At 72.0% G+C, this 24,532-nt stretch carries 27 protein-coding genes and 1 tRNA gene; 16 read left to right on the forward strand and 12 right to left on the reverse strand.

The window, feature by feature from the left end; translation table 11 throughout:
* Window positions 1-29: 29 nt before the first annotated feature.
* The 6 genes from lhpI to aroA form a co-directional block, all read right to left on the reverse strand.
* Window positions 30-965, reverse strand: a complete 936-nt coding sequence (gene lhpI, locus B9O00_RS02510; protein ID WP_085120834.1) for a bifunctional Delta(1)-pyrroline-2-carboxylate/Delta(1)-piperideine-2-carboxylate reductase — start codon at window positions 963-965, stop codon at window positions 30-32.
* 46 nt (window positions 966-1,011) lie between these two features.
* Complete coding sequence (locus B9O00_RS02515) at window positions 1,012-1,383, reverse strand: lipopolysaccharide assembly protein LapA domain-containing protein (RefSeq protein ID WP_159460068.1); 372 nt, start codon at window positions 1,381-1,383, stop codon at window positions 1,012-1,014.
* 109 nt (window positions 1,384-1,492) lie between these two features.
* Entirely contained in the window at window positions 1,493-1,774 is a 282-nt protein-coding gene (locus tag B9O00_RS02520; RefSeq protein ID WP_085120836.1) for an integration host factor subunit beta, read from the reverse strand.
* A gap of 251 nt (window positions 1,775-2,025) precedes the next feature.
* Window positions 2,026-3,759 carry a 30S ribosomal protein S1 gene (gene rpsA, locus B9O00_RS02525; RefSeq protein ID WP_085120837.1) on the reverse strand — a complete coding sequence of 578 codons (1,734 nt, stop codon included), beginning with the start codon at window positions 3,757-3,759 and terminating at the stop codon, window positions 2,026-2,028.
* Between the two features lie 105 nt (window positions 3,760-3,864).
* Window positions 3,865-4,575, reverse strand: a complete 711-nt coding sequence (gene cmk, locus B9O00_RS02530) for a (d)CMP kinase (protein ID WP_322111160.1) — start codon at window positions 4,573-4,575, stop codon at window positions 3,865-3,867.
* 25 nt (window positions 4,576-4,600) lie between these two features.
* Window positions 4,601-5,917 carry a 3-phosphoshikimate 1-carboxyvinyltransferase gene (aroA, locus tag B9O00_RS02535; RefSeq protein ID WP_085120838.1) on the reverse strand — a complete coding sequence of 439 codons (1,317 nt, stop codon included), beginning with the start codon at window positions 5,915-5,917 and terminating at the stop codon, window positions 4,601-4,603.
* A gap of 262 nt (window positions 5,918-6,179) precedes the next feature.
* Here aroA and B9O00_RS02540 point away from each other — a divergent pair, with 262 nt between their 5' ends.
* Together B9O00_RS02540 and B9O00_RS02545 are read left to right on the forward strand one after the other, a co-directional pair.
* Complete coding sequence (locus tag B9O00_RS02540; RefSeq protein WP_085120839.1) at window positions 6,180-6,530, forward strand: TIGR02300 family protein; 351 nt, start codon at window positions 6,180-6,182, stop codon at window positions 6,528-6,530.
* 127 nt (window positions 6,531-6,657) lie between these two features.
* Window positions 6,658-6,733, forward strand: a tRNA-Ala gene (locus B9O00_RS02545).
* Between the two features lie 75 nt (window positions 6,734-6,808).
* On the opposite strand, the gene hydA is transcribed toward B9O00_RS02545, so the two are convergent.
* On the reverse strand, window positions 6,809-8,275 hold the full coding sequence (gene hydA, locus B9O00_RS02550; protein ID WP_085120840.1) for a dihydropyrimidinase: 1,467 nt from the start codon (window positions 8,273-8,275) through the stop codon (window positions 6,809-6,811).
* A gap of 203 nt (window positions 8,276-8,478) precedes the next feature.
* Here hydA and B9O00_RS02555 point away from each other — a divergent pair, with 203 nt between their 5' ends.
* The 7 genes from B9O00_RS02555 to B9O00_RS02585 all read left to right on the forward strand — a co-directional run bounded on the left by B9O00_RS02555 (window position 8,479) and on the right by B9O00_RS02585 (window position 15,415).
* Window positions 8,479-9,162, forward strand: coding sequence for an aspartate/glutamate racemase family protein (locus tag B9O00_RS02555; protein ID WP_085120841.1), 684 nt, complete (start codon window positions 8,479-8,481; stop codon window positions 9,160-9,162).
* A gap of 129 nt (window positions 9,163-9,291) precedes the next feature.
* Entirely contained in the window at window positions 9,292-10,371 is a 1,080-nt protein-coding gene (locus B9O00_RS02560; protein ID WP_085120842.1) for an ABC transporter ATP-binding protein, read from the forward strand.
* Between the two features lie 49 nt (window positions 10,372-10,420).
* Window positions 10,421-11,572, forward strand: coding sequence for an ABC transporter substrate-binding protein (locus B9O00_RS02565; protein WP_085120843.1), 1,152 nt, complete (start codon window positions 10,421-10,423; stop codon window positions 11,570-11,572).
* A gap of 37 nt (window positions 11,573-11,609) precedes the next feature.
* Window positions 11,610-12,458 (forward strand): ABC transporter permease, encoded by an 849-nt coding sequence (locus B9O00_RS02570; RefSeq protein WP_085120844.1) that lies wholly within the window; start codon window positions 11,610-11,612, stop codon window positions 12,456-12,458.
* A complete protein-coding gene (locus tag B9O00_RS02575; protein ID WP_085120845.1) occupies window positions 12,458-13,237 on the forward strand; it encodes an ABC transporter permease in 780 nt (259 codons plus the stop codon). Before B9O00_RS02570 ends, B9O00_RS02575 begins: the two co-directional genes overlap by 1 nt.
* 5 nt (window positions 13,238-13,242) lie before the next feature.
* Window positions 13,243-14,616: an amidohydrolase family protein gene (locus B9O00_RS02580; RefSeq protein WP_085120846.1), complete on the forward strand. Its 1,374-nt coding sequence runs from the start codon at window positions 13,243-13,245 to the stop codon at window positions 14,614-14,616.
* A gap of 40 nt (window positions 14,617-14,656) precedes the next feature.
* Window positions 14,657-15,415, forward strand: a complete 759-nt coding sequence (locus B9O00_RS02585; RefSeq protein WP_085120847.1) for a DUF1028 domain-containing protein — start codon at window positions 14,657-14,659, stop codon at window positions 15,413-15,415.
* 32 nt (window positions 15,416-15,447) lie between these two features.
* On the opposite strand, the gene B9O00_RS02590 is transcribed toward B9O00_RS02585, so the two are convergent.
* The gene (locus B9O00_RS02590) at window positions 15,448-16,338 is read right to left on the reverse strand and encodes a LysR family transcriptional regulator (RefSeq protein WP_085120848.1); all 891 of its coding nucleotides are present in this window, start codon (window positions 16,336-16,338) and stop codon (window positions 15,448-15,450) included.
* 111 nt (window positions 16,339-16,449) lie between these two features.
* Between B9O00_RS02590 and B9O00_RS02595 the strand changes: the two genes are divergently transcribed.
* Both B9O00_RS02595 and B9O00_RS02600 read left to right on the forward strand, forming a co-directional pair.
* Window positions 16,450-17,433: an N-carbamoyl-D-amino-acid hydrolase gene (locus tag B9O00_RS02595; protein ID WP_085120849.1), complete on the forward strand. Its 984-nt coding sequence runs from the start codon at window positions 16,450-16,452 to the stop codon at window positions 17,431-17,433.
* Window positions 17,430-18,107, forward strand: a complete 678-nt coding sequence (locus tag B9O00_RS02600) for a DUF1028 domain-containing protein (protein WP_085120850.1) — start codon at window positions 17,430-17,432, stop codon at window positions 18,105-18,107. The genes B9O00_RS02595 and B9O00_RS02600 overlap by 4 nt, the downstream gene beginning before the upstream one ends.
* Before the next feature lie 13 nt (window positions 18,108-18,120).
* Here the strand turns inward: B9O00_RS02600 and B9O00_RS02605 are convergent, their stop codons facing one another.
* The 3 genes from B9O00_RS02605 to B9O00_RS02615 all read right to left on the reverse strand — a co-directional run bounded on the left by B9O00_RS02605 (window position 18,121) and on the right by B9O00_RS02615 (window position 19,904).
* The gene (locus tag B9O00_RS02605; protein WP_085120851.1) at window positions 18,121-18,606 is read right to left on the reverse strand and encodes a flavodoxin family protein; all 486 of its coding nucleotides are present in this window, start codon (window positions 18,604-18,606) and stop codon (window positions 18,121-18,123) included.
* A gap of 38 nt (window positions 18,607-18,644) precedes the next feature.
* Complete coding sequence (locus B9O00_RS02610) at window positions 18,645-19,151, reverse strand: DUF1993 domain-containing protein (RefSeq protein WP_085120852.1); 507 nt, start codon at window positions 19,149-19,151, stop codon at window positions 18,645-18,647.
* A gap of 162 nt (window positions 19,152-19,313) precedes the next feature.
* Window positions 19,314-19,904, reverse strand: a complete 591-nt coding sequence (locus B9O00_RS02615) for a TetR/AcrR family transcriptional regulator (protein ID WP_085120853.1) — start codon at window positions 19,902-19,904, stop codon at window positions 19,314-19,316.
* 130 nt (window positions 19,905-20,034) lie between these two features.
* On the opposite strand from B9O00_RS02615, the gene B9O00_RS02620 reads away from it, so the two are divergent.
* Together B9O00_RS02620 and B9O00_RS02625 are read left to right on the forward strand one after the other, a co-directional pair.
* On the forward strand, window positions 20,035-20,976 hold the full coding sequence (locus B9O00_RS02620; RefSeq protein ID WP_085120854.1) for a DMT family transporter: 942 nt from the start codon (window positions 20,035-20,037) through the stop codon (window positions 20,974-20,976).
* Window positions 20,977-21,022: 46 nt separating this feature from the next.
* Window positions 21,023-21,730: a glutathione S-transferase family protein gene (locus B9O00_RS02625; protein WP_085120855.1), complete on the forward strand. Its 708-nt coding sequence runs from the start codon at window positions 21,023-21,025 to the stop codon at window positions 21,728-21,730.
* 15 nt (window positions 21,731-21,745) lie between these two features.
* Here B9O00_RS02625 and B9O00_RS02630 read toward each other — a convergent pair whose 3' ends face one another.
* Window positions 21,746-22,408 carry an MliC family protein gene (locus B9O00_RS02630; protein ID WP_085120856.1) on the reverse strand — a complete coding sequence of 221 codons (663 nt, stop codon included), beginning with the start codon at window positions 22,406-22,408 and terminating at the stop codon, window positions 21,746-21,748.
* Between the two features lie 83 nt (window positions 22,409-22,491).
* Between B9O00_RS02630 and B9O00_RS02635 the strand changes: the two genes are divergently transcribed.
* From B9O00_RS02635 to B9O00_RS02645, 3 genes are all read left to right on the forward strand, one after another.
* Window positions 22,492-22,815, forward strand: coding sequence for a hypothetical protein (locus B9O00_RS02635; RefSeq protein WP_085120857.1), 324 nt, complete (start codon window positions 22,492-22,494; stop codon window positions 22,813-22,815).
* 98 nt (window positions 22,816-22,913) lie between these two features.
* Window positions 22,914-23,564 (forward strand): DUF3108 domain-containing protein, encoded by a 651-nt coding sequence (locus B9O00_RS02640; protein WP_085120858.1) that lies wholly within the window; start codon window positions 22,914-22,916, stop codon window positions 23,562-23,564.
* A gap of 10 nt (window positions 23,565-23,574) precedes the next feature.
* Window positions 23,575-24,513: an EamA family transporter gene (locus B9O00_RS02645; protein WP_200808374.1), complete on the forward strand. Its 939-nt coding sequence runs from the start codon at window positions 23,575-23,577 to the stop codon at window positions 24,511-24,513.
* The last annotated feature ends 19 nt before the right edge of the window (window positions 24,514-24,532 follow it).

Here is a 24,532-nt window from a genome sequence, read left to right on the forward strand (position 1 = left end):
TGCGTCGGCCCGTCATGTGCGCCGGCCCGTCATGTACGCTCGACGACCAGCTGCGCCGCGGCCAGGTCCTCGAGCGCGGTGCCGACCGACTTGAACAGCGTGATCTCGGCGTAGGAGCGGCGGGCCGGCCGCTCGCCGCGGCACAGCTCGAAGAGATCGCCGGCGATGTCCGCCTCCTTCAGCACCCCGCTGGCCAGCGGCTGGACGATGTCGCCGGCCTCCGTGGTCGCCCCGGCCCGGGTGTCGACGAAGACCCGGGCGCGGTGGATCGCCTCGTCGTCGGTCTCGCGCATCTCGGGCGTGAAGCCGCCGACCAGGTCGAGGTGCGTGCCCGGCTGCAGCCACTCGCCCTGGACCAGCGGATCGTGGCTGAGCGTCGCGCAGCTGATCACGTGGGCGCCGCGCGCCGCGCCCTCCAGGTCCTCGGTGAAGTCGACCTTGAAGTCGCGCCGGTTCAGCGCCCGCGCCAGCTTCTCGGCCCTGGCGGGATTGCGGCCCCAGATCAGCACGTTGCAGATCGGCCGCACGGCGGCGTGGGCCTGGACCAGATGCGCCGCCAGCGCCCCGGTGCCGACCATCAGCAGCCGCTCGGCGTCCTGGCGCGCCAGGTAGCTGGCGGCCAGCGCCGAGGCTGCGGCGGTGCGTCGCAGGGTCAGCATCGGCCCGTCGATCAGCGCGATCGGCGCGCCCGTCTTCCAGTCGTTCAGCAGGTAGACGCCGGTTACCGCCGGCAGCCCCCGCTCGGCGTTGCCCGGCGTCACCGTGACGATCTTGATGCCGACGTGCCGGCCCGACTGCCAGGCCGGCATCAGCAGCAGCGTCGCGTCCGGCTCGCCGCCCCTGGGCAGGTTGTGGTGATGGCGCACCGGCGCCGCGACGTCGCGGCGGAAGGCGTCGCGCAGCCGGTCGACCAGCAGCGGGAAGTCGAGGGCGGCCTGGACCTCGTTGGCGGCGACGATGCGCATCGACGGGACCCCTGGAACGCTCGGTCGGACGAGGGGGCGGCGCGGTTCAGCGCTCGGAGGGGGCCGGCAGCGCCGTGCTCATCGGCGCCTCAAGGGCCGGGCGCGCGGGCGCCTTGCGCTCGGCGGCACGCTTGGCCTCGGCCTGGCGCAGCTTCTTCAGCTCGCGCTCGCTGGCGGCGAGGCGCCGGCGCTCGGCGCGCAGGGCGGCGCGGGTACGCCCCTCGAACAGCCATTCCAGCAGCAGGCCGAGCAGGAAGCCGATCACCAGGCTGCCGAGCACGACCAGGAACAGCGGCAGCGCCGCCTCGTAGCGCAGCGGCCAGAGGTTGACCGCGATGGCGCCGCGGTTGTTGACCGAGAAGACGACCAGCACGACGAGCAGGGGCAGAGCGGTCAGAAGCCAGAGCAGCCGCTTCACTGGGTCAATCTCCTCCGTTGGGCCGGGCCGGCACGGCCCGCGGTTCGGCAGCCGACCGGCCGGCCGCCTCCAGCATGCATGGTCCCGGCGGCCGACCCGGCCGCCGACCCTAGTCGACGTTCAGGCGCTCGCGCAGCTGCTTGCCGGTCTTGAAGAAGGGCACCGCCTTGGCCGCGACGGGGACCGCCTCGCCGGTACGGGGGTTCCGGCCGATCCGGGAATCCCGCTGCTTGACCGAGAAGGCGCCGAAGCCGCGCAGCTCGACCCGGTCGCCGCGCGCCAGCGCTTCCGCGATCTCGTCGAAGATCGTCGAGACGATGCGGTCGACGTCGCGGTGGTAGAGGTGCGGATTGAGCTCGGCAATCCGCTGGATCAGCTCGGACTTGGTCATGGTTCCCCGATTCCCGGTCCAGGCCGGCGCCTGATGGTCCCACAGCCAGCCAGGAGGGCAAGGCCTGTCCACACGCCTGCGCTAGCCTGCCAGAGGCGCCTTGAGCGGTCAAGGAAGCGCCTTTCATAACAAGGAGATAACGCACGACCCTGAGGAAGGTTCGGCGCACGGCCGGCGGCGCTCCCGCAACGAAAAACGGCCGGGCCCCGTCGGGACCCGGCCGCAATCCGTCGCAGCGGGCTCGGGACGGCTTACTTGTCGCCGCCCTCGGCCTCCTGCTTCTGCTGCTGCTGCTTCAGCGCGGCACCCAGGATGTCGCCCAGGCTGGCGCCGGAGTCGGTGTTGCCGTACTCGGCCATCGCCTGCTTCTCCTCGTCGATCTGCAGCTGCTTGATCGAGAGCGAGATCTTGCGGCTCTTGCGGTCGACGCTGGTGATCTTGGCGTCGACGCGCTCGCCCACCGCATAGCGCTCCGGGCGCTGCTCGGAGCGGTCGCGCGACAGGTCGGCCTTGCGGATGAAGCCGGTGACGCCCTCGGAGAGCTGCAGCTCGACGCCGCCGTCGTTGACCTCGGAGACCGTGCCGGTGACCACCGCGCCCTTCTTGAAGCGGTCGGCGGTGTTCTCGAAGGGATCGGACTCGAGCTGCTTGATGCCGAGCGAGATGCGCTCCTTCTCGACGTCGATGTCGAGCAGCTTGACCTTGACCATCTGGCCCTTCTGGTAGTCCTTCACGGCCTCCTCGCCGGACTTCTCCCAGTCGAGGTCCGAGAGGTGGACCATGCCGTCGATGTCGCCGGGCAGGCCGACGAACAGGCCGAACTCGGTGATGTTCTTGATCTCGCCTTCCAGCTCGGTGCCGATCGGGAAGCGCTCGACCAGGTCCTCCCAGGGGTTGGCCTGGACCTGCTTGAGGCCGAGCGAGATGCGGCGCTTCTGCTCGTCGACGTCGAGGATCATCACCTCGACCTCCTGGGAGGTCGACACGATCTTGCCCGGATGGACGTTCTTCTTGGTCCAGCTCATCTCGGAGACGTGGACCAGGCCCTCGATGCCCGGCTCCAGCTCGACGAAGGCGCCGTAGTCGGTGATGTTGGTGACGCGGCCGATGAACTTGGCGCCGACCGGGTACTTGGCCGACACGCCCTCCCAGGGATCGGCCTCGAGCTGCTTCATGCCGAGGCTGATGCGCTGGGTCTCCGGGTTGAAGCGGATGACCTGCACCTTGACCTGCTGGCCGATCGAGAGCGCCTCGGTCGGGTGGTTGATGCGCCGCCAGGAGATGTCGGTGACGTGCAGCAGGCCGTCGACGCCGCCGAGATCGACGAAGGCGCCGTAGTCGGTGATGTTCTTGACGATGCCGTTGAGGATCTGGCCTTCCTTGAGGTTGGCGACCAGCTCGCTGCGCTGCTCGGCGCGGTCCTCTTCCAGCACGGCGCGGCGCGACACCACGATGTTGCCGCGCGAGCGGTCCATCTTGAGGATCTGGAAGGGCTGCGGCGTGTGCATCAGCGGCGTCACGTCGCGCACCGGGCGGATGTCGACCTGGCTGCCGGGCAGGAAGGCCACGGCGCCCGAGAGGTCGACGGTGAAGCCGCCCTTGACGCGGCCGAAGATGTGGCCGGTGACGCGCTTGTTGTCGGCGTAGGCCTTCTCGAGCTGGTTCCAGCTCTCCTCGCGGCGCGCCTTCTCGCGGCTCAGCATCGCCTCGCCGTTCTTGTCCTCCATGCGCTCCAGGAAGACCTCGACGGTGCTGCCGGGCTCGAGGCCGTCGTCCTCGCCGCCCTTGACGAACTCCTTGAGGGCGACGCGGCCCTCGGACTTCAGGCCGACGTCGACCAGCACGCTGTCACCCTCGATGCGGATGACGCGGCCGCGCAGGACGGTGCCTTCGAGGCTGTCCTCGGTGCCGAGGGATTCCTCGAGCAGCGCGGCGAAAGATTCCTTGTTCTGGGTCTGCGGCGAGGCCGCGGCGGTGTCACTCATGACTGTGTGTAGTCCTTTCGCGTTTTCGGGTTATCCAGGCCGGCCGGTTTTCTCCGGCGGTCTTCCCGACGCCGCCCGGTGCCATTGGGGCTGTCCGGTACCGCGTCAGGCTTGCTTGGTCACGGCGAGGCCGGTCTTCCGACGGACGATGCGGAGCGCCGTTTCGAGCGCCTCCTCGATGCCGAGATCCGTCGTGTCGAGGAGCTCGGCGTCGTCCGCCGGCTTCAAAGGAGCGACAGCGCGATTGCGATCCCGCTCGTCGCGCTCCTTAAGGTCTGCCAGGACGGCCGCGTATATAGCGTCGGCGCCCGTCTGCCGCAACTCTTCCATGCGCCGGCGCGCGCGGATCTCGACGCTGGCGTCGACGAACAGCTTGGCCGGCGCGTCCGGACAGACCACCGTGCCGATGTCGCGGCCGTCGAGCACGGCCCCCGCCTTGCCGTCCGGCGGGCTCGCCGCGAAGTGGCGCTGGAAGGCCAGCAGCGCGGCGCGCACCCGGGGCTTGGCGGCGACCAGGGACGCCGCCCGGCCGACCGCCTCGCTGCGCAGGTCGGGCCGCTCCAGGTCGGCCGGCTGCAGGGCCTCGGCCACGCGCGCCGCGGTCTCGTCGTCGGCCGGATCGCCGCCCTCGGCCAGCACCTTGGCGCCGACCGCACGGTACAGCGAGCCGGAATCGAGGTAGGCGAAACCGAGCTGCCGAGCGAGGCCGCGGGCCAGCGTGCCCTTGCCGGCGGCCGCCGGGCCGTCGATGGCGACGACCATCGCCGGCCGGTCGGCGGAACGGGTTTCGGGCAGGCTCGAAGGCTCGGCGGTCATCGCTACTCCGGAAGCTGGTCGAGATTCAGGCGAGATCGGCCCCGAGGCCGCGCAGCAGGGCTGCGAAGCCGGGGAAGGAGGTGTCGATCGGGCTGGCGTCGTCGACCTCGACCGGCGCCGCGGCGGCCAGCCCGAGCACCAGGAAGGCCATGGCGATGCGGTGATCGAGGTTGGCCTCGATGCGCGCGCCGCCGGCGGGCCGGCGACCGGATCCGCCGAGGCCGTGCACGACCAGCCAGTCCTCGCCCTCCTCGACCGCGACGCCGCAGGCCGCGAGGCCCCGCGCCGTGGCGGCCAGGCGGTCGCTCTCCTTGACGCGCAGCTCGCCGAGGCCGCGCAGCTCGGTGCGGCCCTCGGCGAAGGCCGCGGCGACGGCCAGGATCGGATACTCGTCGATCATCGAGGGCGCGCGCTCCGGCGGCACGACGATGCCCTTGAGCGGCCCGGCCTCGGCGACCAGGTCGGCGACCGGCTCGCCGGCCTGGTCGCGGCGGTTCACCAGGCGCAGGCCGGCGCCCATCTCGGCAAGGCAGTCGAGCAGGCCGGTGCGCAGCGGATTGACCCCGACGTTCTCGATGACGACCGAGGAGCCGGGCACGACCAGCGCCGCGACCAGCGGGAAGGCGGCCGAGGAGATGTCGCCCGGCACGGTGACCGGCGCCGCCGTCAGCCGCGCCGGGCCGGCCAGCCGGACGTGGCGGCCGTCGGCCTCGTCGCTCACCGTCACGGTGGCGCCGAAGGCGCGCAGCATGTTCTCGGTGTGGTCGCGGGTCGCCTCCGGCTCGATCACCTCGGTCGTGCCCTCGGCGGCCAGGCCGGCCAGCAGCAGGGCCGACTTGACCTGGGCCGAGGCGACCGGCAGGCGGTAGCTGATCGGCTGCGGCTGCTCGGCGCCGCGGATCGCCAGCGGCAGGCGGCCGCCGGCGCGCGACAGGAAGTGGGCGCCGATCCGGGCCAGGGGCTCGGTGACCCGGCCCATCGGGCGCCGGCTCAGCGAGGCGTCGCCGACCAGCACGGCGAAGATCGGCTGCTGGGCGATCAGGCCGAGGCAGAGGCGCGCGCCGGTCCCGGCATTGCCGAAGTCGAGCGGCTGCGCCGGCTCGGCCAGCCGGCCGACGCCGCGCCCGACGACCCGCCAGCGGCCGTCGCCGAGCCGCTCGACCTCGGCGCCGAGCGCGGCCATGGCGCCGGCCGTCGACAGCACGTCCTCGCCCTCGAGCAGGCCCTCGATGCGGGTCTCGCCCTCGGCCAGGGCGCCGAGCATCAGGGCGCGGTGCGACATCGACTTGTCGCCGGGCACCGCGATGCGGCCGGCGAGCGGTCCGCCGGGCCGTGCGGTCATGGCGCGGCCGCCCCGGTCGTGTCCGGTCCGGGAGGCGGGCTGCTGGCTGGATCCTGACGTGCTCACGGCTCTGGCGGCGACCTCTGCGGCTGCGGGGCACGGGCCCGGAACGGAAAAGCCCCCGGCGCGTTCCCGTGGCGCCCGGCGGCGCCGGGGGATTAGCGCGCGCGAGAAGGGTTTGACAAGCCCGGCGGAGCGTGGCAAACGCGCCGCCTTCCTTTATCCCTGAACGTCCGCGACGAAGAAAGACGGGAGATCCGACGTGGCGAAGCCTGAGTGGGGCAGCAAGCGCATCTGTCAGAGTTGCGGCGCCAAGTTCTACGACCTCGGCAAGGACCCGATCGTCTGCCCCGCCTGCGGTGCGACCTTCGATCCCGAGGCCGTGCTCAAGAGCCGGCGCGGCAAGCCCCTGGCGCCCAAGGAGAAGCCCCGGCCGACCAAGTCGAAGGTCGACGAGGCGCGTGACGCCGCGATCATGGACGACGACGAGCTCGAGCTCGACGACGAGGCCGAGGCCGACGAGAGCGACGACGACATGGTCGAGGACACCGCCGACCTGGGCGACGACGACGACATCGAGGTCGACGTCGCGGACGACGACAAGGAGGACTGACGGGGGCGGCGCGCGACGGAAGCGAGCCTCGATTTTCCGGCTTGCATTGCCGGGGAACGCTCCCTAATTTCCGCATCCCCGGCGCACCCCGAGGCGCCGAGGCACGAGTTTCCCCGCGAGGGGCGAAGGGGCCGTAGCTCAGTCGGGAGAGCGCTACAATGGCATTGTAGAGGTCGTCGGTTCGATTCCGTCCGGCTCCACCAGATCCGAAAGGGCCAGCCGCCTCGGCTGGCCCTTTTGCTTTGCCGGCCGCGGCTCCGCCCGGTCCGGGTCGCTCCCTAGTCGAGCAGGGCGGCGCCGAAGTTGCGGGTCTCGTCCAGCTCGCGCAGGGCGACGCCGCGCGGCCGGGCGAAGCTGGAGCTGCCCCGCGGCACGAAGCGGCCGGAGCCGCGCTCGGCCAGCAGCCGGCCGCCGTCGACCACGACACGGCCGCGGTTGACCACGGTGGTCGGCCAGCCGGTCAGCTGCCTTCCGGCATAGGGGGTGTAGCCGACCCTGTCGTGCAGCAGCTCCCACTGCACCTCGACCCGCTTCTCCGGCTCCCAGATCGCGAGGTCGGCGTCGCCGCCGATCGCGATCGTGCCCTTGCGCGGGAACAGGCCGTAGAGCCGCGCGGCGTTGGTCGAGGTCAGCTCGACGAAGCGCTGCAGGTCGATGCGGCCCTTGCGCACGCCTTCGCTGAACAGCAGCGGCATGCGCAGCTCGATGCCCGGCAGGCCGTTGGCGATCTTGTGGAAGGGCGCGTCCGGGCCGGCCGCCAGCTTGGCGGTCTCGTCGAAGGCGTAGGGCGCGTGGTCGGAGGAGAAGACCTGGAAGGTGCCGTTCTGCAGGCCGTTCCAGATCGCCGCCTGGGACTCGGCGTCGCGCGGCGGCGGGCTGCAGCAGTACATCGCCCCGTCCATGCCCGCCCGGTCCAGGTCCTCCAGAGTCAGGAAGAGGTACTGCGGGCAGGTCTCGCCGTAGATCCTCAGGCCCCGGGTCTGGGCGTCGCGGATCGCCTCGGTGGCATGGCGGCAGGAGACGTGGACGACGAGCAGCGGCACGTCGAGCAGCTCCGAGAGGCTGATCACCCGGCTGGTCGCCTCGCCCTCGGCGAGCCGGCTGTGGCCGATGCCGTGGTAGCGCGGCGCGACATGGCCGCGGGCCAGCAGCCGCTCGGTCAGCCAGCGGATCATCTCGTGGTTCTCGGCGTGCACCATGACCAGGGCGCCCTCGCGCCGCGCCACGGCCAGCACCTCGAGGATCTGGTAGTCGTCGAGCTTCAGCAGGTCGTAGGTCGTGTAGACCTTGAAGGAGGTCAGGCCCCGGCGGATCAGCGCCGGCAGCTCGTCGTTCAGCACCGCCTCGGTCGGGTCGGAGACGATCAGGTGGTAGGAATAGTCGATCACCGCCTTCTCGCCGGCCCGCCGCTCGTAGTCCTCGACGACCTCGAGCAGCGACTGGCCGCGGTGCTGCGCGGCGAAGGGCAGCACCGTGGTGTTGCCGCCGAAGGCCGCCGAGACCGTCGCGCTGTAGAAGTCGTCCGAGGTCATCAGGCCGAAGGAGGACTTCTGCTCGATGTGGCAGTGCGCCTCGACGCCGCCCGGCAGGACCAGGCGGCCGGTCGCGTCGACCTCCGCGCGGCCCGGCGGCAGCCCGGCCATCAGGGCCGCGACCTTGCCGTCGACGATGCCGACGTCGCAGTCCATGGTCTGGGCCGCGGTGACCACGGTCCCGCCGCGGACGACCAGATCGAACTCTCTCATCGCGCTCTCCGTGCCGGCCGACCCGCTCGGCCTCCCCCGCCGACACTCTGGCACCGGCCCGCCGCGAGCGGCCAATTATCGATCGCGCCGCGGCTATAAGGCCGTCCTATACGGCACCCCGGCGAGGCCTGCGCCGGCCGAAGCGGAGGCGGGCGCGCCGCGGCGCTTGACCGCGACCGCGGCTTCGGTGCCAAGCTGGGGGCATGAGCGCCGACCGACCCGCGCCCTCCCCGGGGCCCATCCTCGTCGTCAACCCGAACTCCTCGCAGTCGGTGACCGACGGCCTGTCCCGGGCCCTGGAGCGCTTCCGCGTTCCCGGCGGCCCGGCCATCGAGTGCCTGACGATCGCCGAGGGACCGCCGGGCATCATCACCCAGCGCCACGTCGAGGAGGCCGGACTGCGCCTCGCCGACCTGGCCGAGCGGCGCCCCGACGCCTCGGCCTTCGTCATCGCCTGCTACTCCGACCCCGGCATCGACCTGGTGCGCTCGGTGACCGCCGCGCCGGTCTACGGCATCCAGGAGGCCGGCGTGCTGAGCGCTCTCGCCCGCGCCGACCGGATCGGCGTGATCGCCGTCGCCGCGACCTCGATCCCGCGCCACCTGCGCTACCTGCGCCGCATGGGGGTCGAGAGCCGGCTCGCCGGCGAGCTGGCCCTGGACGGCCTGTCGGTCGCCGAGAGCGGCCACGGCGAGGCGGCCTTCGCCCAGCTCGCCGACCGGGGCGAGAGGCTGAAGGCGCTCGGCGCCGGCGCCGTCGTGCTCGGCTGCGCCGGCATGGCCGCGCAGCGTGCGCGCCTGGAGAAGCGGCTCGGGCTGCCGGTCGTCGACCCGACCCAGGCCGCGGTCGCGATGGCGCTCGGCGGGATCCTCGCGGCAGCGGCCTGACCGGCTGCCGGTCCTTCGCCTCCGAACTTCATAATCCGGGGTTATAGACCGGGGGGTCTATTTAATTTCACTGTGGCGGCACCCCATGATCTGCTGCGCCGGCCGACCCTCGCAGCAGCTGGACTTTTGATGACCGCTCCCAGCAGCCCATCCGTCCTGTCGATCCGCAAGGCCGTCAAGCGCTACGGCACCGTCCAGGCGCTCGGCGGCATCGAGCTGGACATCGGCGAGGGCGAGTTCCTGACCCTGCTGGGCCCCTCCGGCTCGGGCAAGACGACGCTGCTGACGGCGATCGCCGGCTTCACCGGCCTGGACGAGGGCCGGCTGGTGTTGCGCGGCAAGGACATCACCGACCTGCCGCCGGACCGGCGCGACTTCGGCATGGTCTTCCAGGGCTATGCCCTGTTCCCGACCATGAACGTGCGCAACAACATCGCCTTCCCGCTCAAGGTCCGGAAGTGGAAGCCGGCCGATATCCAGGCGCGGGTCGAGGAGTGCCTGGCGCTGGTCCAGATGGAGGGCTTCGCCGACCGCATGCCCTCGCAGCTGTCCGGCGGCCAGCAGCAGCGCGTGGCGCTGGCCCGCGCCCTGTCCTTCCGGCCCTCGGTGCTGCTGCTCGACGAGCCGCTGTCCGCGCTCGACAAGAAGCTGCGCGCCGACCTGCAGTGGGAGCTGAAGGACCTGCACCGCAAGCTCGGCGTGACCTTCATCTACGTCACCCACGACCAGGACGAGGCGCTGTCGATGTCCGACCGCATCGTCATCCTGAAGGACGGGCTGGTCCAGCAGATCGGCGAGCCCGGGGCGCTCTACAACGCGCCGCGCACGACCTTCGTCGCCGACTTCCTGGGCAAGAGCAACTTCCTCGACGTCGAGGTCGAGGGCTTCGCCGGCGGCCGCGCCCGCTGCCGCGCCGGCGGCGAGAGCTTCGAGGTCGCGACCGAGGCGCCGCCGGCGGGCGGCCGCGGCCGGGTCGCGCTGCGCCCGGAGCGCATCCGCCTGGCGCCGCCGAAGGGCGCCGCCTTCGAGGGCGCGATCCGGCAGACCTCCTACCTGGGCGAGCGCTGCCACGTGATCCTCGACCATCCCGGCTTCGGCCAGATCCTGGTGTCCTGCCCGACCTGGAAGTCCGGCGTCGTGCCCGAGGACGGCCTGCCGGTCTCCTTCGACTGGGACGCCGACGCCTGCGTGTTCCTGGAGGACGCCTGAGCGCCTCCCAAGAAGAGCAACGACAGCAATCCGACAAGGAGACAGCGACATGAACAGGAAGAAGGAGGCCTCACCGATGGAGGACCAAGCGTTCCGTACGGACCTCGCCGAGATCGCCGCACAGCGCTTCCGGCGCGGCGAGATCGACCGCCGCAGCCTGCTCAAGCTGCTCGGCGCGCTCGGCCTGGTGCCGCTGATCGGCAGCGACAAGGCCTTCGCCGACGCCAAGGAGCTGGTGCTGGTGAACTGGGGCGGCGAGCCCTCGAAGGTGCTGCAGAAGGTCATGGGCGACACCTTCACCGCCGAGACCGGCGTCAAGGTGACGGTCGACGGCTCCGGCCCCTCGGCCGGCAAGATCCGCGCGATGGTCGAGAGCGGCGCCGTCGTCTGGGACGTCTGCGACAGCGGCCCCGGCTCGGCGATCATCATGGGCAACCAGGGCGTCGCCACGCCGATCGACTACTCGATCGTCGACAAGTCCAAGGTGATCGACGGCTTCACCTGGGAGTACGGCGTCGCCAACTACATGTACAGCTACGTGCTCTGCTGCAACACGCAGATGCTGAAGGAGACGCCGAAGACCTGGGCGGACGTCTGGAACGTCAAGGACTTCCCCGGCAAGCGCACCTTCCGCAAGTCGGTCCGCGGCATGCTGGAGACGGCGGCCATGGCGATGGGCGCGAAGCCGCAGGAGGTCTACGACTTCCTGAAGGACGAGAAGGGCATCAAGGCGGCGATCGCCAAGTTCCACGAGCTGCGCGAGCACATCATCGTCTGGTCCTCCGGCTCGGCGAGCCAGGACCTGTTCCTGCAGAACGAGGTGGCGATCGGCTGCATCTGGAGCACCCGGGCCCAGCTGCTGCGCGACCAGATGCCGGCCGGCGGCTTCTCCGTCACCTTCAACGAGGGCGTGCTGTCGCCGGGCGCCTGGGTCGTGCCGAAGAACAACCCGGCCGGCGCCGAGCTCGCGATGAAGTTCATCGCCCATACCCAGGACCCGAAGCTCCAGGTCGAGTGGCTGAAGCTGATCGGCTCCGGCCCGGCCAACCCGGCCGCGGCGGCGATGGTGCCGGACGAGCTCAAGGCCTGGGATCCGAGCTCGCCCGAGCACATGGCCACCCAGACCGTCTACAACGACGACTGGTACGCCAAGAACCAGGTCAAGGCCGAGGAGCTCTACATCGACGCCCTGATCAACTGACCCGGCGACCTGGGGCAAACGGAAAGAGCGATCGGACATGGCCGCCAGGGCTTTCGCGGACCGTCACCGGTACTGGCTGCTGATCCTGCCAGCGCTGGCGGCCATGCTGATCTTCTACGTCTGGCCGCTGATCCAGATCTTCGCGATCAGCTTCACCGAGCCGACGACCGGGTTCGGCAACTACGTCGAGCTGCTGTCCAGCCGGGCGATCCGGACCAGCTTCGTCATCACCTTCCGGGTCGCCGCCCTGACCACGGTCGGCTGCCTGCTGCTGGGCTACGTCGTGGCCTACGCCATCTACAACACCCGGGCGCGCTACGTCGGCCTGATGCTGATGCTGGTGCTGCTGCCCTTCTGGCTTTCCGTGCTGGTGCGCAGCTTCGCCTGGATCGTCCTGCTCGGCCGCGGCGGCGTGGTCAACGACGCGCTGATCGGGCTCGGCCTGATCGACCGGCCGCTGGCGCTGATGCACAACGAGTTCGGCGTGCTGATCGCCATGGTCCACGTCATGCTGCCCTACGCGGTGCTGCCGCTGATGGCCAACATGAAGGGCATCGACCCCTCCTACGTCGCCGCGGCGCGCGGCCTCGGGGCCTCGGAGCTGACCGCCTTCCGCCAGGTCTACCTGCCGCAGACCCTGCCGGGCATCTTCTCGGCGGCGCTGCTGGTCTTCGTCATCTCGCTCGGCTTCTACATCACCCCGGCGCTGCTCGGCGGCGGCCGGGTGCTGATGATCTCCGAGTACATCACCTACCAGATCCAGGAGTTCCTGAAGTGGGGCCTGGGCACCGCGCTGTCGGTCGCCCTGCTGGTCGCGACCGCGGCGGTGATCCTGGCCGCGGCGCGCTTCGTCAACCTGCGCAAGACCCTGCTGGAGCGCGGCTGATGCAGAAGGCGAGCTTCTTCCGCATCGCGATGCGCACCGGCGCCTGGATGGTGCTGGCCTTCCTGCTGCTGCCGATGCTGGTCGTGGTGCCGGTCTCGCTGACCGACCACTCCTACATCTCGCTGCCCGGGCAGGGCCTGTCGCTGGCCCACTACGTCAACTACTTCACCAACCCGCGCTGGCTGGAGGCGACCTGGCAGAGCGTCGTCATCGGCGTCGCCGTCTCGGCGCTGGCGACGCTGCTCGGCACCGCCTTCGCGGTCGGCTGCTGGTTCCTCTCCGACTTCTGGGCGACGGTGGCGCGCTGGGTGCTGATCACCCCGCTGCTGGTGCCGCCGGTCGTGCAGGCCCTCGGCTTCTACCGCTTCTGGGTCCAGCTCGGCCTGATCGATACCCTGGGCGGCGTGATCCTGGCGCACACGCTGCTGGCGCTGCCCTACGTCACCATCTCGGTCTTCGCGGCCCTGGCCAACCTCGACCGCCGCATCCCGCAGGCGGCGCGCAGCCTCGGCGCCTCGGTCTGGACCACGGTGATCTCGGTGGTCGTTCCGGCGGCGCGGCCGGGCATGCTGGCCGGCGCGCTCTTCGCCTTCATCGTCTCCTTCGACGAGATCGTCGCCGTGCTGTTCCTGACCGTGCGCAATGTCCAGACCCTGCCGAAGATGATCTGGCAGGGCATCCAGGACAATATCGACCCGACCATCGCGGCGGTCGCGACCGTGCTGACGCTGCTGACCGCCAGCATCATGGTCGTCGTCTCGCTGCGCCGCAGGAACTGAGACCCATGGCCCGCTACCTGTTCGAGGACGCCCGCTACCTGGCGCCCGGCGACGACGGCCTCGCCGAGCTGCGCCGCGGCTGGATCGCCGTCGAGGGCGACCGCATCGTCGCCCTCCTGGACGGCCCGCCCGAGGGCAGCGCCTTCGCCGGCTTCGAGCGCATCGACGCCAGCCGGCGCGCCGTCTCGCCCGGCCTCGTCAACGCCCATACCCACACGATCCTGCTGGTGCTGCGCGGCACCGTCGAGGACATCGAGGGCAATCTCGTCTACCAGTACATGGTGCCGGCCAGCTACCTGCTGGAGCCGCAGGAACGGGCGGCGATCGCCCGGCTCGGCTGCCTGGAGGCGATCCGCAGCGGCACCACCACCCTGGTCGACCCGCTGCGCCACGTCGCCGACTACGCCCCGGCGATGATCGACAGCGGCCTCCGGCTCTATCTCTGCGAAAGCGCCGCCGACGCCCTGACCCGCGAGGTCGGGCGCAGCGGCTACCGCTTCGACCGGGAGTGGGGCGAGACCTTCCTGGCGCGCAGCCGGGCCCTGATCGAGCGCTTCCACGGCGCCGCCGACGACCGCGTGCGGGTCATGGTCGCGGCCCACGCGCCGGACAACTGCTCGCCCTGGATGCTGGCCGAGCTCAACCGCCTGGCCCGCGACAAGGGCCTGCGCCGGACCATCCACCTGAGCCAGATCGTCTCGGAGGTCGAGCAGGTGCGCACCCTGCACGGCAAGACCTCGACCGAGTACCTGCGCGACAACGACTGGCTGGCCGACGACCTGCTCGCCGTGCACTGGACCTTCTGCACGGAGGCCGACGTCGAGATCCTGGCCCACCACGGCGTGCACTTCGCCCACTGCCCGGCCAGCATGTCGGCCAAGGGGCCGCACCGCCTGCCGATCAAGGCGATCCTGGAGTCCGGCGTCAACATCACCCTCGGCACCGACAACATGACCGAGGACCTGTTCCACGCCATGAAGCTGGCCCTGGTGGTCCATCGCGGCGCCTACGGCCGCTCGGTGACGCCCGGCCCGCGCCAGGTCCTCGACTACGCGACGGCCAACGCGGCGAAGGCGCTGGGCCGCGACGACCTCGGCCGGATCGCCGTCGGCATGAAGGCGGACCTCGCCCTCTTCGACCTCGAGGCGCCGGCCCTGGCGCCGCGGCTCTCGCTGGTCTCGAACCTCGTGCACTACGGCCATCCCGGCGTCGTCACCGACGTCCTGGTCGACGGCCGCTTCCTGCTGCGCGACGGCCGCGCGACGACCCTGGACGAGCGGCAGGTGGTCGCCGAGGCCCAGGCGGCGACCGAGGCGATGTGGGCGCGCTTCGAGCGGCAGGAAGGCGGCGTGCCCCTGCCCCAGCGCGACACCGTCTGAGCGCGATGCCGTCTCAGCGCGACAGCAAGAGAGCGACGCCATGACCTTCTCGATGATCGCCCGCTGCCCGGAGACCGGCGCCTTCGGCGGCGTGGTCGGCACCTCGGCGCTGGCCGTCGGCAACCGCTGCCTCAGGGTCAGCCACCGGCGCGGCGCCTTCCTCAGCCAGCACCGCACCGACTCGCGGCTCGGCGACCGGGGCATCGCGCTGCTCGACAAGGGCCTCTCGGCCGACGACGCCATCGCCCAGGTGGTGGCCGGCGCGCCCGACATCGAGTGGCGTCAGCTCGCCGCCCTCGATGCCGAGGGGCGCGCGGCGATCTACCACGGCCGGCGCATGTACTCGATCTACAGCCACTCGATCGGCAAGGACTGTGTCGCGATCGGCAACATCCTGGCCAACGACCGCATCACCGACGCCATGGTCGCGGCCTTCGAGGCGGCACCGCAGGCGGCGCTGGAGCGGCGCCTGGTGCAGGCCCTGGCGGCCGGCCGGGACGCCGGCGGCGAGATCCTGGAGCCGCTCCACTCGGCGGCGCTCAGGGTCACCGGGCCGCACGGCATCGACCGCTGCGACCTGCGCGTCGACAGCGCCGGCGAGGCGGTCGCCGCGCTGGAGGCCCTGCTCGCGGCCTACGGCGACCAGGAGGAGATCCTGCGCCTGGTCGCGCTGGAGCCGGACAGCGTCTCGGTCTCCCGCGCGCTCTTCGAGGCTTCGATCGAGCGGATCGCCGAGCTGGGGCTGGAGGAGCGCTTCCCGACGGCGCGGCGGCGCGACAGCTGGACCCTGCGCGACTGACCCCGGGCCCAGGGGGCCGGACGGTGGGCCGGTCACGCCGGCGCGGCGACGAAACTGCGGAAGTGCTCCATGAAGGCGGTCGTCACGTTGGAGGCCGGGAACAGCCGCGGCGTGATCGAGGAGATGCGGATCGGCAGCAGGGGGTCGGTCTCGCGCGCCACGATGCGCGGATCCTCGCGGCCGATCAGGGCGAAGTTGTCGACCAGCGCGACGCCGATGCCGGCGGCGACCATCTCCAGGGCCGTCGCGGTGTGGCGCACCTCGTAGCCGTAGCGGCGCTCGAGCCCGCGCTCGGCGAAGACCTGGTCGACCAGGCGGCCGAGCGGCGTCGCCGCGGCGTAGGAGATGTGCGGCATCAGGTTGAGGTCGGTGACCTTGACCTTCTTCACCTGGGTCAGGTCGTGGCCGCGCGGACAGACGCAGACCAGGCGCCCCTCGGCGAGCGGCGTCACCGACAGCGAGGGGTGGCGCGACACGGTGATCGAGAAGCCGATGTCGGCGCGGCCGCTGGCCAGCAGCTCGGTGATCTCGTCGATCGAGCCGAGCTCCAGCGAGACCCGCACCTTGGGGCGCTGGGCGGCGAAGCTGGCCAGCGCCTTGGGCAGCACGCCGAGGCCGATGCTCGGCGAGGCGACGATGGCGAGCGTGCCGATCGTGCCCTCGCGCAGCTCCGCGACGATGGTGCGGATGCGCTTCTGCTGCATGAAGAGGTGCTGGGCCTCCTGGGCGATGTGCCGGGCCTCGCGCGTCGGGATCAGGCGGCCGCGGTCGCGCTCGAAGAGGGTCAGCCCGGTGACGCTCTCGGTGTGGCGGATCATGTTGCTGATCGCGGGCTGCGAGACGTTGAGGATCTCGGCCGCCCGGGCGGTCGTGCCGACCTCGATGACGGTGCTCAGCACCTCGAGCTGGCGGGCGTTGATCATATAACCTCGCGTTATTCCGGCGGCCCGCTTGTTTATTTCAGCTTCAGGCCGGCTCCGTCTAGGTCTGAGCAGCGGAGGCGGGCGGAAAGGCCCGCCCTACGGAGGAAATGAATGAGCCGAACCCGGATCTTCGCCGTCGGCCAGCTCGGGCCGATCTCGCTGGCCGACAGCAAGGAGGCGGCGGTCGCCCGCCTGATCGCGCTGCTGCGCGAGGCCCACGGCCGCGGCGCCGTCTGGATCACCTTCCCGGAGCTCGCGCTCACCACCTTCTTCCCGCGCTACGTCTACGACGACCCGGCCGACTACGACCGCTTCTTCGAGGAGGGCCTGCCCTCGCCGGCGATGCGGCCGCTCTTCGAGGTCGCGCGCGAGCTCGGCATCGGCTTTTACCTCGGCTTCGCCGAGAAGGTCGTCGAGGGCGGCGAGACGCACCGCTACAACACCGCGATCCTGGTCGAGCGCGACGGCCGGGTGATCGGCAAGTACCGCAAGATCCACCTGCCCGGCACCCGGGACCCGATCCGCAAGGCCAACTTCGAGCATCTGGAGAAGCGCTACTTCGAGGTCGGCGACCTCGGCTTCCGCAGCTTCGGGAGCTCGGTCGGCCGCATCGGCCTGTGCATCTGCAACGACCGGCGCTGGCCTGAGACCTTCCGGGTCATGGCGCTGCAGGGCGCCGAGGTCTTCCTGCTCGGCTACAACACGCCGACCCTCAACATCCATCACCCCGAGCCGGCGCACCTGCGCGAGTTCCACAACCGGCTCTCGCTGGAGTCGGCGGCCTACCAGAACGCCGCCTGGGTCATGGCCGCCGCCAAGTGCGGTGCCGAGGACGGCTTCGCGATGATCGGCGGCTCGGCGATCGTCGCCCCGACCGGCGAGACCGTGGCCCGTGCCTCGGGCGAGGACGACGAGGTCATCTCCTACGCCTGCGACCTCGAGCTCGGCGCCTACATCCGGCGCAGCGTCTTCGACTTCGCGCGGCACCGCCGCATCGAGCACTACGGCCTGATCGCCAGCCAGACCGGCATCGTCATCCCCGAGGACGAGCCGGCGGCCGGCGACGCGGGCGAGACCGGAAAGGCTGCGGAATGACCTTCTCGCTCGCCGGGATCTGCCGCAAGACCGGCCAGATCGGCTGCGCCGTCGCGACCTCCAGCGTCTGCGTCGGCGCCCGCGTCGGCCGGGTCGGCCGCGACTGCGTCGTGCTGTCCCAGGCGCGCACCGACCCGCGGCTGCACGCCGTCGGCATCGCGGCCCACGCCGCAGGCGGCGACGCCGCGGCCGCTCTGGCGGCGATGCAGGCGGCGGCGACGGCGCCGCACTGGCGCCAGCTCGGCGTGCTGGAGCGTTCGGGGGCCGCGGCGCACGTCACCGGCGCCTCCTGCCTGCCGTCCTGCGGCGGCCTGGTCGGCCGGGACTGCCTCGCGCTCGGCAACTACCTGGCCAGCGACGCGGTGCTGCCGGCCATGGTCGAGGCCTTCGAGACCACCGCGGGCCCGCTCGCCGAGCGGCTGATCGCCGGGCTGGCCGCCGGCCTCGCCGCGGGCGGCGAGCTGGACCCGCTGCAGTCGGCCGCCCTGCTGGTCTACGGCGGGCCGGACTTCGCCTATGCCGACCTGCGGATCGACAAGAGCGCGACGCCGGTCGCCGAGCTCGCCCTGCTCTGGCAGGACTGGAAGCCGAAGGCCGACGCCTACGTCGTGCGCACCCTCGATCCCGACTCGGCCCCGCCCTCGCGCGAGGTCGAGGCGGCGGGCCAGCGGTAGCCGCCCGCCGCCCTCACAGGATCCCGGCGTCGAGCGCCGCCGCCATCCAGCCGCCCAGCTCCTCGCACTGTCCGACGAAGGCCTCGTCGAAGGCGCCTCGGCAGATCAAGGGCGCGCGGGCCGGGCGCCATCTGAGGCCGGTCGCGATGGACTCGACGGCGCGCCGCGTGCCGGTGCCGTCGTGGCCGGCGCGGATCCAGAGCGCATAGGGCAGCCCCTGGGTCCGCTCCAGGCAAGGGTAGTAGCTGCGGTCGAAGAAGTCCTTCAGGGCGCCGCTCATGGTGCCGAGGTTCTCGGTCGTCCCGAGCAGGATCGCGTCGGCCGCCAGCACGTCCTCGGGCCCGGCCTCGAGCGGCGGCTGGTGCCGCGTCTCGACCCCCTCGATGCCGTCCTGCCGGGCGCCGCGCAACACCGCCTCCAGCAGCCGCCGGGTATTCTCCGACGGCGCGTGAGCGACGACCAGCAGGCGCTTCGACAGCGCTGGCGGCGAGGCGGTCATCTTGCGCGCGTCCTCCTCCCTCCGCGCCGGCCGGCCGGTCAGTCGAAGCGGCCGAGGTAGTCCAGCTTGCCGACCTCGACGCCCTGGTGACGCAGGATCCCGTGTGCCGTCGTCACATGGAAGAAGAAGTTCGGCAGCATGAAGCGCGTCACGTAGTCGGCGCCGGAGTAGCTCGCCTGAAACTTCCCGAAGCGCAGCTCGATGCTGCGCGCCTCGGCGCCGTCGAAGGGCTCCCGGCCGACGCCGCCGAGGAAGGCCAGCGTCCTGGCGACCCGCTCCTTCAGCTCGGCGAGCGTCGTCTCGCTGTCGGGGAAGCTCGGTGCCGCGAGGCCGGTCAGGCGCGCGACGCTGGCCTTGGCGGTATCGCTGGCCCGCTGGATCTGGCCCGACAGCGGGAGCATGTCGGGCGCGAGCCGGGCGCCGACCAGCTCGGCAGGGTCGAGGCCGCGAGCGGCTGCGTGCGCCTCCGCCTTGTCGAGGTAGCCCGACAGCACGCCGAGGCCGTGCGTCAGGACCGGGATGGTGAGCTCGTGGATGGTCGGCATGTCTGGCTCCTGGAAGCGCCCGCCGAAAGGCCGGCGGGCGGGAAAAAGGCTGCGCCGGGCAGCGCCGCCCTGAGATCTGGTGAGGCCACCGCCGATCGCCAGGGCGACGCCTGTGGACGAGTTGCGTTCTCTGGCGACGAGGCGGCAGGCGCGGCCCGACGCTCAGCCGGGGCGGTCGAGCAGCGCAAGGGCCGGGCGGACCAGGCCTTCGAGCAGCGCACGCTCGGGCCGGGAGCGGGCGAGCACGCGCAGGCCGAGCTGCACGCTCAGCAGCAGGCGCGCGAGATCCTCGGCAGGCTGGGCGGTCGAGATCGTGCCGTCGCGCTGACCGGCCTCGACGCAGCGCCGGAAGAAGGCCTCGATCTCGGCGATCATCGCGGCGACGGCCCGCCGGAGCTCCGGGTCCGCGGGCGCCGACTCGAGCGCCGAGTTGACCAGCAGGCAGCCCTTGCGCTCGCGGTCGTCGAGCGAGCGCTCGATCATCTCGGCGAAGAAGGCGGCGATCGCCGCGCGCGGCGGCAGGCCGGCTTCGAGGCGCCGGGCGCGCTCGCCGAAGCTCTGCGCAACGTAGCGGTCGATCGCCCGGCGGTAGAGCGCGCGCTTGTCGCCGAAGGCGTTGTAGAGGCTGGCCCCGGTGATGCCCATGCGTGCCGCGAGGTCGCGCACCGAGGTCGCCTCGTAGCCCTGCGCCCAGAAACACTGCACGGCCGCGTCGAGCGCCGCCGCTTCGTCGAACTGCCGGGGCCGTGCCATCGTCCCGCCTTCTCAGGATCTGTGACCGGAGGTCGGCAGCGCGGCCGTTGCCGTCCTGCCGTCGTCGCTGCATTTTAGATCGATCGTTCTAATATTCCAGCGCCGCGACGGCGGGAGCACGACGAAGACGATGACCGGCAGCGAGGCGGATGTTTCGGACGCAGGGCCCCTGGCGCAGCCGCAGGCCCGCACGCGCCTGCTCGCGGGCCTGGGCTGGGCCGCGCTGGCGGTCGCGATCTTCTCGGGCTGGTTCATCGTCACCCGCTTCGGCGTCACCCACGACCTGGCGGTCTGGGACGTCATCGCGCTGCGCTTCGGCGGCGGCGCCCTGCTGCTCGGGCCCCTGCTGCTGACCCGCCGGCACCGCCTGCCGGCCGGCGCCTGGCTGGAGGGCCTGCTCTTCGCCCTGCTCTGGGGCGCGCCCTTCGTGCTGTTCGTGGCGCTCGGCCTGCAGCTGACCTCGGCAGCCCAGGCCTCCTCGGTCACGCCGGCGCTGATGCCGGTCTTCGCCGGCCTGGTCGCCTGGCTGGCGCTGCGCGAGCCGCCGGGCCGGGGGCGCCTCTTCGGCTATCTCGCCATCGTCGCCGGCGTCGCCGCCCTGGCCGTCGGCCAGGCCCGCGGCAGCGCGCCGAGCCCGCTCGGCCTGGCCAGCCTGCTCGCCGCCGCCCTGCTCTGGGCGCTCTACACCCTGCGCTTCCGGCGCGGCGGCATCAGCCCGCTGCAGTCGGCGGCGCTGATCTGCCTCTGGTCGGCGCTGCTCTACCTGCCGGCCTACCTGCTCGGCGGCCTGTCGAGGCTCGGCACGGCGCCGGCCGGCGAGGTCGCCTTCCAGGTGCTCTACCAGGGCCTGCTGATGAGCGCCGTCGCGATCGTCGCCTTCAACCGGGCGGTGACCCTGCTCGGGCCGCGCTCGGCGGCGGCGATCATCGCCCTGATCCCGGTCGCCGCGACGACCCTGGCGATCCCGGCGCTCGGCGAGGTGCCCTCGCGGCTCGGCGCCCTGGCCATCGTCGTCATCGCCAGCGGCGTCCTGCTCGCCGCGCGCCCGGCCCGGCTTGCCCGGACCTCCTGACCAGATCCTCCTGACCCGCTCCCCCGATCCGCCGAAGGAAGAGACCATGATCCGATTCTACTTCCACCCGACGCCCAACCCCGCCAAGGTCGCCCTCTTCCTGGAGGAGGCCGGGCTGCCCTACGAGCTCGTGCCGGTCGACACCAGCAAGGGCGAGCAGCACGCCCCGGCCTTCCGGGCGATCAATCCGAACGGCAAGGTGCCGGCGATCGTCGACACCGAGGGGCCGGGCGGCACGGAGGCCCGGGTCTTCGATTCCAGCGCCATCCTGCTCCATCTCGGCGACAAGACCGGTCGCTTCGTCGGCAGTCCCGGCGACCGGCCGGAGCTGCTGTCCTGGCTGTTCTTCCTGGCCAGCGGCCTCGGCCCCTTCTCCGGCCAGGCCGTGCACTTCCAGCACGCCGCCCCGGAGAAGCTGCCCTATGCGATCAACCGCTACCGCCGCGAGGTCGAACGGCACTACCGGGTGCTCGACGAGCGGCTGGCCGGCCGCGACTTCCTGGTCGGCGAGAGCTACACGATCGCCGACATCTCGGCCTGGGGCTGGCTCGACCGGGCCGCCCGCGTGCTGCCCGGCGAGACCGATCCGCTGGCCGCCTTCCCGGACCTGCAGCGCTGGTTCGCCCGGATCGACGCCCGGCCGGCGGTGGCGCGGGCCCGCGCGGTCGGCAAGGACCACGCCTTCAAGAAGGAGATGGACGAGGCGGCGCGGCGCGCCCTCTTCCCCTCCAACTATCCGCCGGCGGCGGCCTGAGCGGAAGGGCGGGAATCAGCCGCCGCCGGTCCTGCAGTCGAGCGGCTTCTCGCCCGGCAGGGTCAGGGTCGCCGCGTCGCCCTTGTTCCAGAACTCGACCGGGCCCTTGCCGGTGTCGGCGCCGTAGCGGGCGCCGCTGCCGCTCAGCCGGATCTCCAGGAGGTAGCTGTCCGGCGCGCGCTGCAGCCAGGCCAGCGGCGTCGTGCCGCGGAAGAAGGTCAGGCGCGCCAGGCTGCCGTCGCTGCAATGGAAGTCGACCGGTCCGATCGAGATGCCGTCCTTGGTCTCGGCGCCGGCCGCCGGATAGGCGGCCCGCAGCTCGGCGATCCGCGCCAGGTAGGCGACGGTGACGCAGGCCGTGCGGTCGGCGGCCTTGAGGCAGCTGTCGAGGCCGCGCCGCCAGCCGAGCTGCTCGGCCTTGAGCAGTTCCATCGGGGCGCCGGCCGCATTGCCGCCGCGCAGGCTGTCGAGGGCCCGGCGATAGACCCGCCCCAGCTCGCGGTCGAGCTCGCCGAGCGCGGCGCTCTCGCAGACCTGCCGGGCGATCGAATCGGGCGCCGCCGCCGAACACTCGGGCGCCGGCGTCGCCGCTCGCGCCGGGCCGGCGGCGGTCGGCCCGGCCAGGACGGCACCGAGAACGGCCAGCCAGACGGCGAGGAAGGACAGCAGGCGGATCATCGAGTCGTCTCCGGAACGATTTTCAGGGTGACAGAGGGCGGATGCAGACTAGCTCGGAAGCAGGAGCAATCGAAGGACCCGTCATGAACCTGCCCTACAGCATTACCACCCAGACCGGCACCCGCATCGACTTCTCCTTCCCGCTGCACGACGAGACCGGCTCGCCGGTCCAGGTCAACCAGCTGGTGACGCGGCTGCTCGGCGCGCTGGACGGCGAGATCCGCACGCTGGGCGAGGTCTCCAACGGCGACGTGCTGCAGGCCCTGGCGATCACCCTGGCGGCGCGCGCGGCGATGATCGAGGCGCCGCTGGCCAGCAGCGTACCGCTGATCGAGCAGCTGCTCGGCCGGGCGCTGAGAGCCGCCTCGGAGGGCCAGCGCCGGCAGCCGACCAGCGGCCATGCGTGACCCTTCGCCGGACCGCGACCGCCATGCTTGACGCGCGTCGCGGGCTCGCCGACCCTTTGCGGCGGCACGCGACAGGCTAAAAGACGGAAGGAACGACCATGTCCCAGCAGCTGCGGCGCCGCCCCGGCCTGCGCATCCGGCGCCTGCTGGCGCTGGCGCTGTTCGCCCTGGCCAGCGCGACCCTGGCCTGCGCGACCCTGACCGGGGCGGCCCTGCCGGCCCAGGCGCGCGCCCTGCCGCCGGTCGGCGACACGCCCTACAGCGGCGACTTCACCATGGACTCGGCCGGCCAGATGGTGACCGGCAGGGTCTTCCACAGCCAGAAGGCCGAGCGCCGCGAGATCAAGGCGGCCGGCGGCGAGCAGATCTTCATCCTGCGGCCGATCGAGGCCGAGGCGCTGATGATCATGCCGGCCGCCGGCATGGCCATGCGCATGCCGCTGCCGCCGGACCCCGGCCTCGCCGCCTCGGAGGCCTTCGCGCGGCTCAATCCGGAGGTCGTGGGCGAGGAGACGGTCGGCGGCGAGAAGACGACGATCTACCAGACCAGCGGCAAGCTCGACGGCCGCTTCTGGATCACCGACGACGGCATCATCATGAAGATGAGCACCAGGACCGCCCGCGGCGACGTCACCATGACGCTGACCAACCTCAAGCGGGGCGACCAGGCACCCTCGCTGTTCGAGGCGCCGCCGGGCATCAAGATCATCGACGGCGGCGCCCTGCCGGCCGGGCAGCCCAAGCAGTAGCCGGGCCGGGGTGACCGCGACGCCGAGCGCGGCGCCGGCCGCTCCCGGGCCGGGGGCCGCCCCCACCTCGGGCGCCCTGCTCGAGCGCCTGCTCGGGCGGATGCCGCCCTCCGGCCTGGTGCTGCTGGCACTGCTCTCGATCCAGCTCGGCGCGGCGCTGGCGACACGGCTCTTCGAGGCCTTCGGGCCGGCCGGCACGGTGAGCTTCCGCATCGTCTTCGCCGCCCTGGTGCTGACCGCCGCCTTCCGGCCGCGCGTCCGGGCGGTGCCGCGCGGCTGCTGGCCCTGGATCCTGCTGCTCGGCGCCGCGATCGCCGGCATGAACCTCTGCTTCTACGAGGCGATCGCGCGCATCCCGCTCGGCGTCGCCGTGGCCGTCGAGTTCCTCGGTCCCCTGGCCATCGCGCTGGCGACCTCGCGCCGGCTGCTCGACCTCCTCTGGATCCTGCTCGCCGCGGCCGGCCTCTGGCTGCTGACCCCGCAGATCGCCGGAGCGACCGGCGGCGGGCTGGACCGCACGGGCCTGCTCTTCGCGCTCTCCGGCGGCCTCTGCTGGACCGGCTTCATCCTGGTTTCGCGGCAACTCGGGCGGCGCCTGCCCGGCCACGGCGGGCTCGCCCTGGCGATGATCGCCGCCGCGGCGATCAGCCTGCCGATCGGCCTGCCGGCGATCGCCGCCGGCAGCTTCGGCTGGCTCGCCCTGGCCGGCGCCGTCGCCGTCGCCCTGCTGTCGACCGCCTTCCCCTTCTCGCTGGAGTACGCGGCCCTCAGGCGCCTGCCGCCGCGCACCTACGCGGTCCTGGTCACGCTGGAGCCGGCGGTCGCCTCGCTGGTCGGGGTGCTGCTGCTCGCCCAGGGCCTGTCACCGGCCTCGCTCGGCGCCGTCGCCGCGATCACCGTCGCCGCCCTCGGCGCCACGCTGTCCGGAAGAGGCGCGACGGGGACGTAGCCGGCGCCAGACCCAAGGC

The sequence above is a fragment of the Tistlia consotensis USBA 355 genome, assembly GCF_900177295.1.
Taxonomy (GTDB): Bacteria; Pseudomonadota; Alphaproteobacteria; order Kiloniellales; family DSM-21159; genus Tistlia; species Tistlia consotensis.

Coding starts and splice junctions, on each gene's coding strand:
- lhpI (WP_085120834.1), bottom strand. CDS start 965: ATGCGCATCGTCGCCGCCAACGAGGTCCAGGCCGCCCTCGACTTCCCG.
- B9O00_RS02520 (WP_085120836.1), bottom strand. CDS start 1,774: ATGACCAAGTCCGAGCTGATCCAGCGGATTGCCGAGCTCAATCCGCAC.
- rpsA (WP_085120837.1), bottom strand. CDS start 3,759: ATGAGTGACACCGCCGCGGCCTCGCCGCAGACCCAGAACAAGGAATCT.
- cmk (WP_322111160.1), bottom strand. CDS start 4,575: ATGACCGCCGAGCCTTCGAGCCTGCCCGAAACCCGTTCCGCCGACCGG.
- aroA (WP_085120838.1), bottom strand. CDS start 5,917: ATGACCGCACGGCCCGGCGGACCGCTCGCCGGCCGCATCGCGGTGCCC.
- hydA (WP_085120840.1), bottom strand. CDS start 8,275: ATGAGAGAGTTCGATCTGGTCGTCCGCGGCGGGACCGTGGTCACCGCG.
- B9O00_RS02555 (WP_085120841.1), top strand. CDS start 8,479: ATGAGCGCCGACCGACCCGCGCCCTCCCCGGGGCCCATCCTCGTCGTC.
- B9O00_RS02560 (WP_085120842.1), top strand. CDS start 9,292: ATGACCGCTCCCAGCAGCCCATCCGTCCTGTCGATCCGCAAGGCCGTC.
- B9O00_RS02565 (WP_085120843.1), top strand. CDS start 10,421: ATGAACAGGAAGAAGGAGGCCTCACCGATGGAGGACCAAGCGTTCCGT.
- B9O00_RS02570 (WP_085120844.1), top strand. CDS start 11,610: ATGGCCGCCAGGGCTTTCGCGGACCGTCACCGGTACTGGCTGCTGATC.
- B9O00_RS02575 (WP_085120845.1), top strand. CDS start 12,458: ATGCAGAAGGCGAGCTTCTTCCGCATCGCGATGCGCACCGGCGCCTGG.
- B9O00_RS02580 (WP_085120846.1), top strand. CDS start 13,243: ATGGCCCGCTACCTGTTCGAGGACGCCCGCTACCTGGCGCCCGGCGAC.
- B9O00_RS02585 (WP_085120847.1), top strand. CDS start 14,657: ATGACCTTCTCGATGATCGCCCGCTGCCCGGAGACCGGCGCCTTCGGC.
- B9O00_RS02590 (WP_085120848.1), bottom strand. CDS start 16,338: ATGATCAACGCCCGCCAGCTCGAGGTGCTGAGCACCGTCATCGAGGTC.
- B9O00_RS02595 (WP_085120849.1), top strand. CDS start 16,450: ATGAGCCGAACCCGGATCTTCGCCGTCGGCCAGCTCGGGCCGATCTCG.
- B9O00_RS02600 (WP_085120850.1), top strand. CDS start 17,430: ATGACCTTCTCGCTCGCCGGGATCTGCCGCAAGACCGGCCAGATCGGC.
- B9O00_RS02605 (WP_085120851.1), bottom strand. CDS start 18,606: ATGACCGCCTCGCCGCCAGCGCTGTCGAAGCGCCTGCTGGTCGTCGCT.
- B9O00_RS02610 (WP_085120852.1), bottom strand. CDS start 19,151: ATGCCGACCATCCACGAGCTCACCATCCCGGTCCTGACGCACGGCCTC.
- B9O00_RS02615 (WP_085120853.1), bottom strand. CDS start 19,904: ATGGCACGGCCCCGGCAGTTCGACGAAGCGGCGGCGCTCGACGCGGCC.
- B9O00_RS02620 (WP_085120854.1), top strand. CDS start 20,035: ATGACCGGCAGCGAGGCGGATGTTTCGGACGCAGGGCCCCTGGCGCAG.
- B9O00_RS02625 (WP_085120855.1), top strand. CDS start 21,023: ATGATCCGATTCTACTTCCACCCGACGCCCAACCCCGCCAAGGTCGCC.
- B9O00_RS02630 (WP_085120856.1), bottom strand. CDS start 22,408: ATGATCCGCCTGCTGTCCTTCCTCGCCGTCTGGCTGGCCGTTCTCGGT.
- B9O00_RS02635 (WP_085120857.1), top strand. CDS start 22,492: ATGAACCTGCCCTACAGCATTACCACCCAGACCGGCACCCGCATCGAC.
- B9O00_RS02640 (WP_085120858.1), top strand. CDS start 22,914: ATGTCCCAGCAGCTGCGGCGCCGCCCCGGCCTGCGCATCCGGCGCCTG.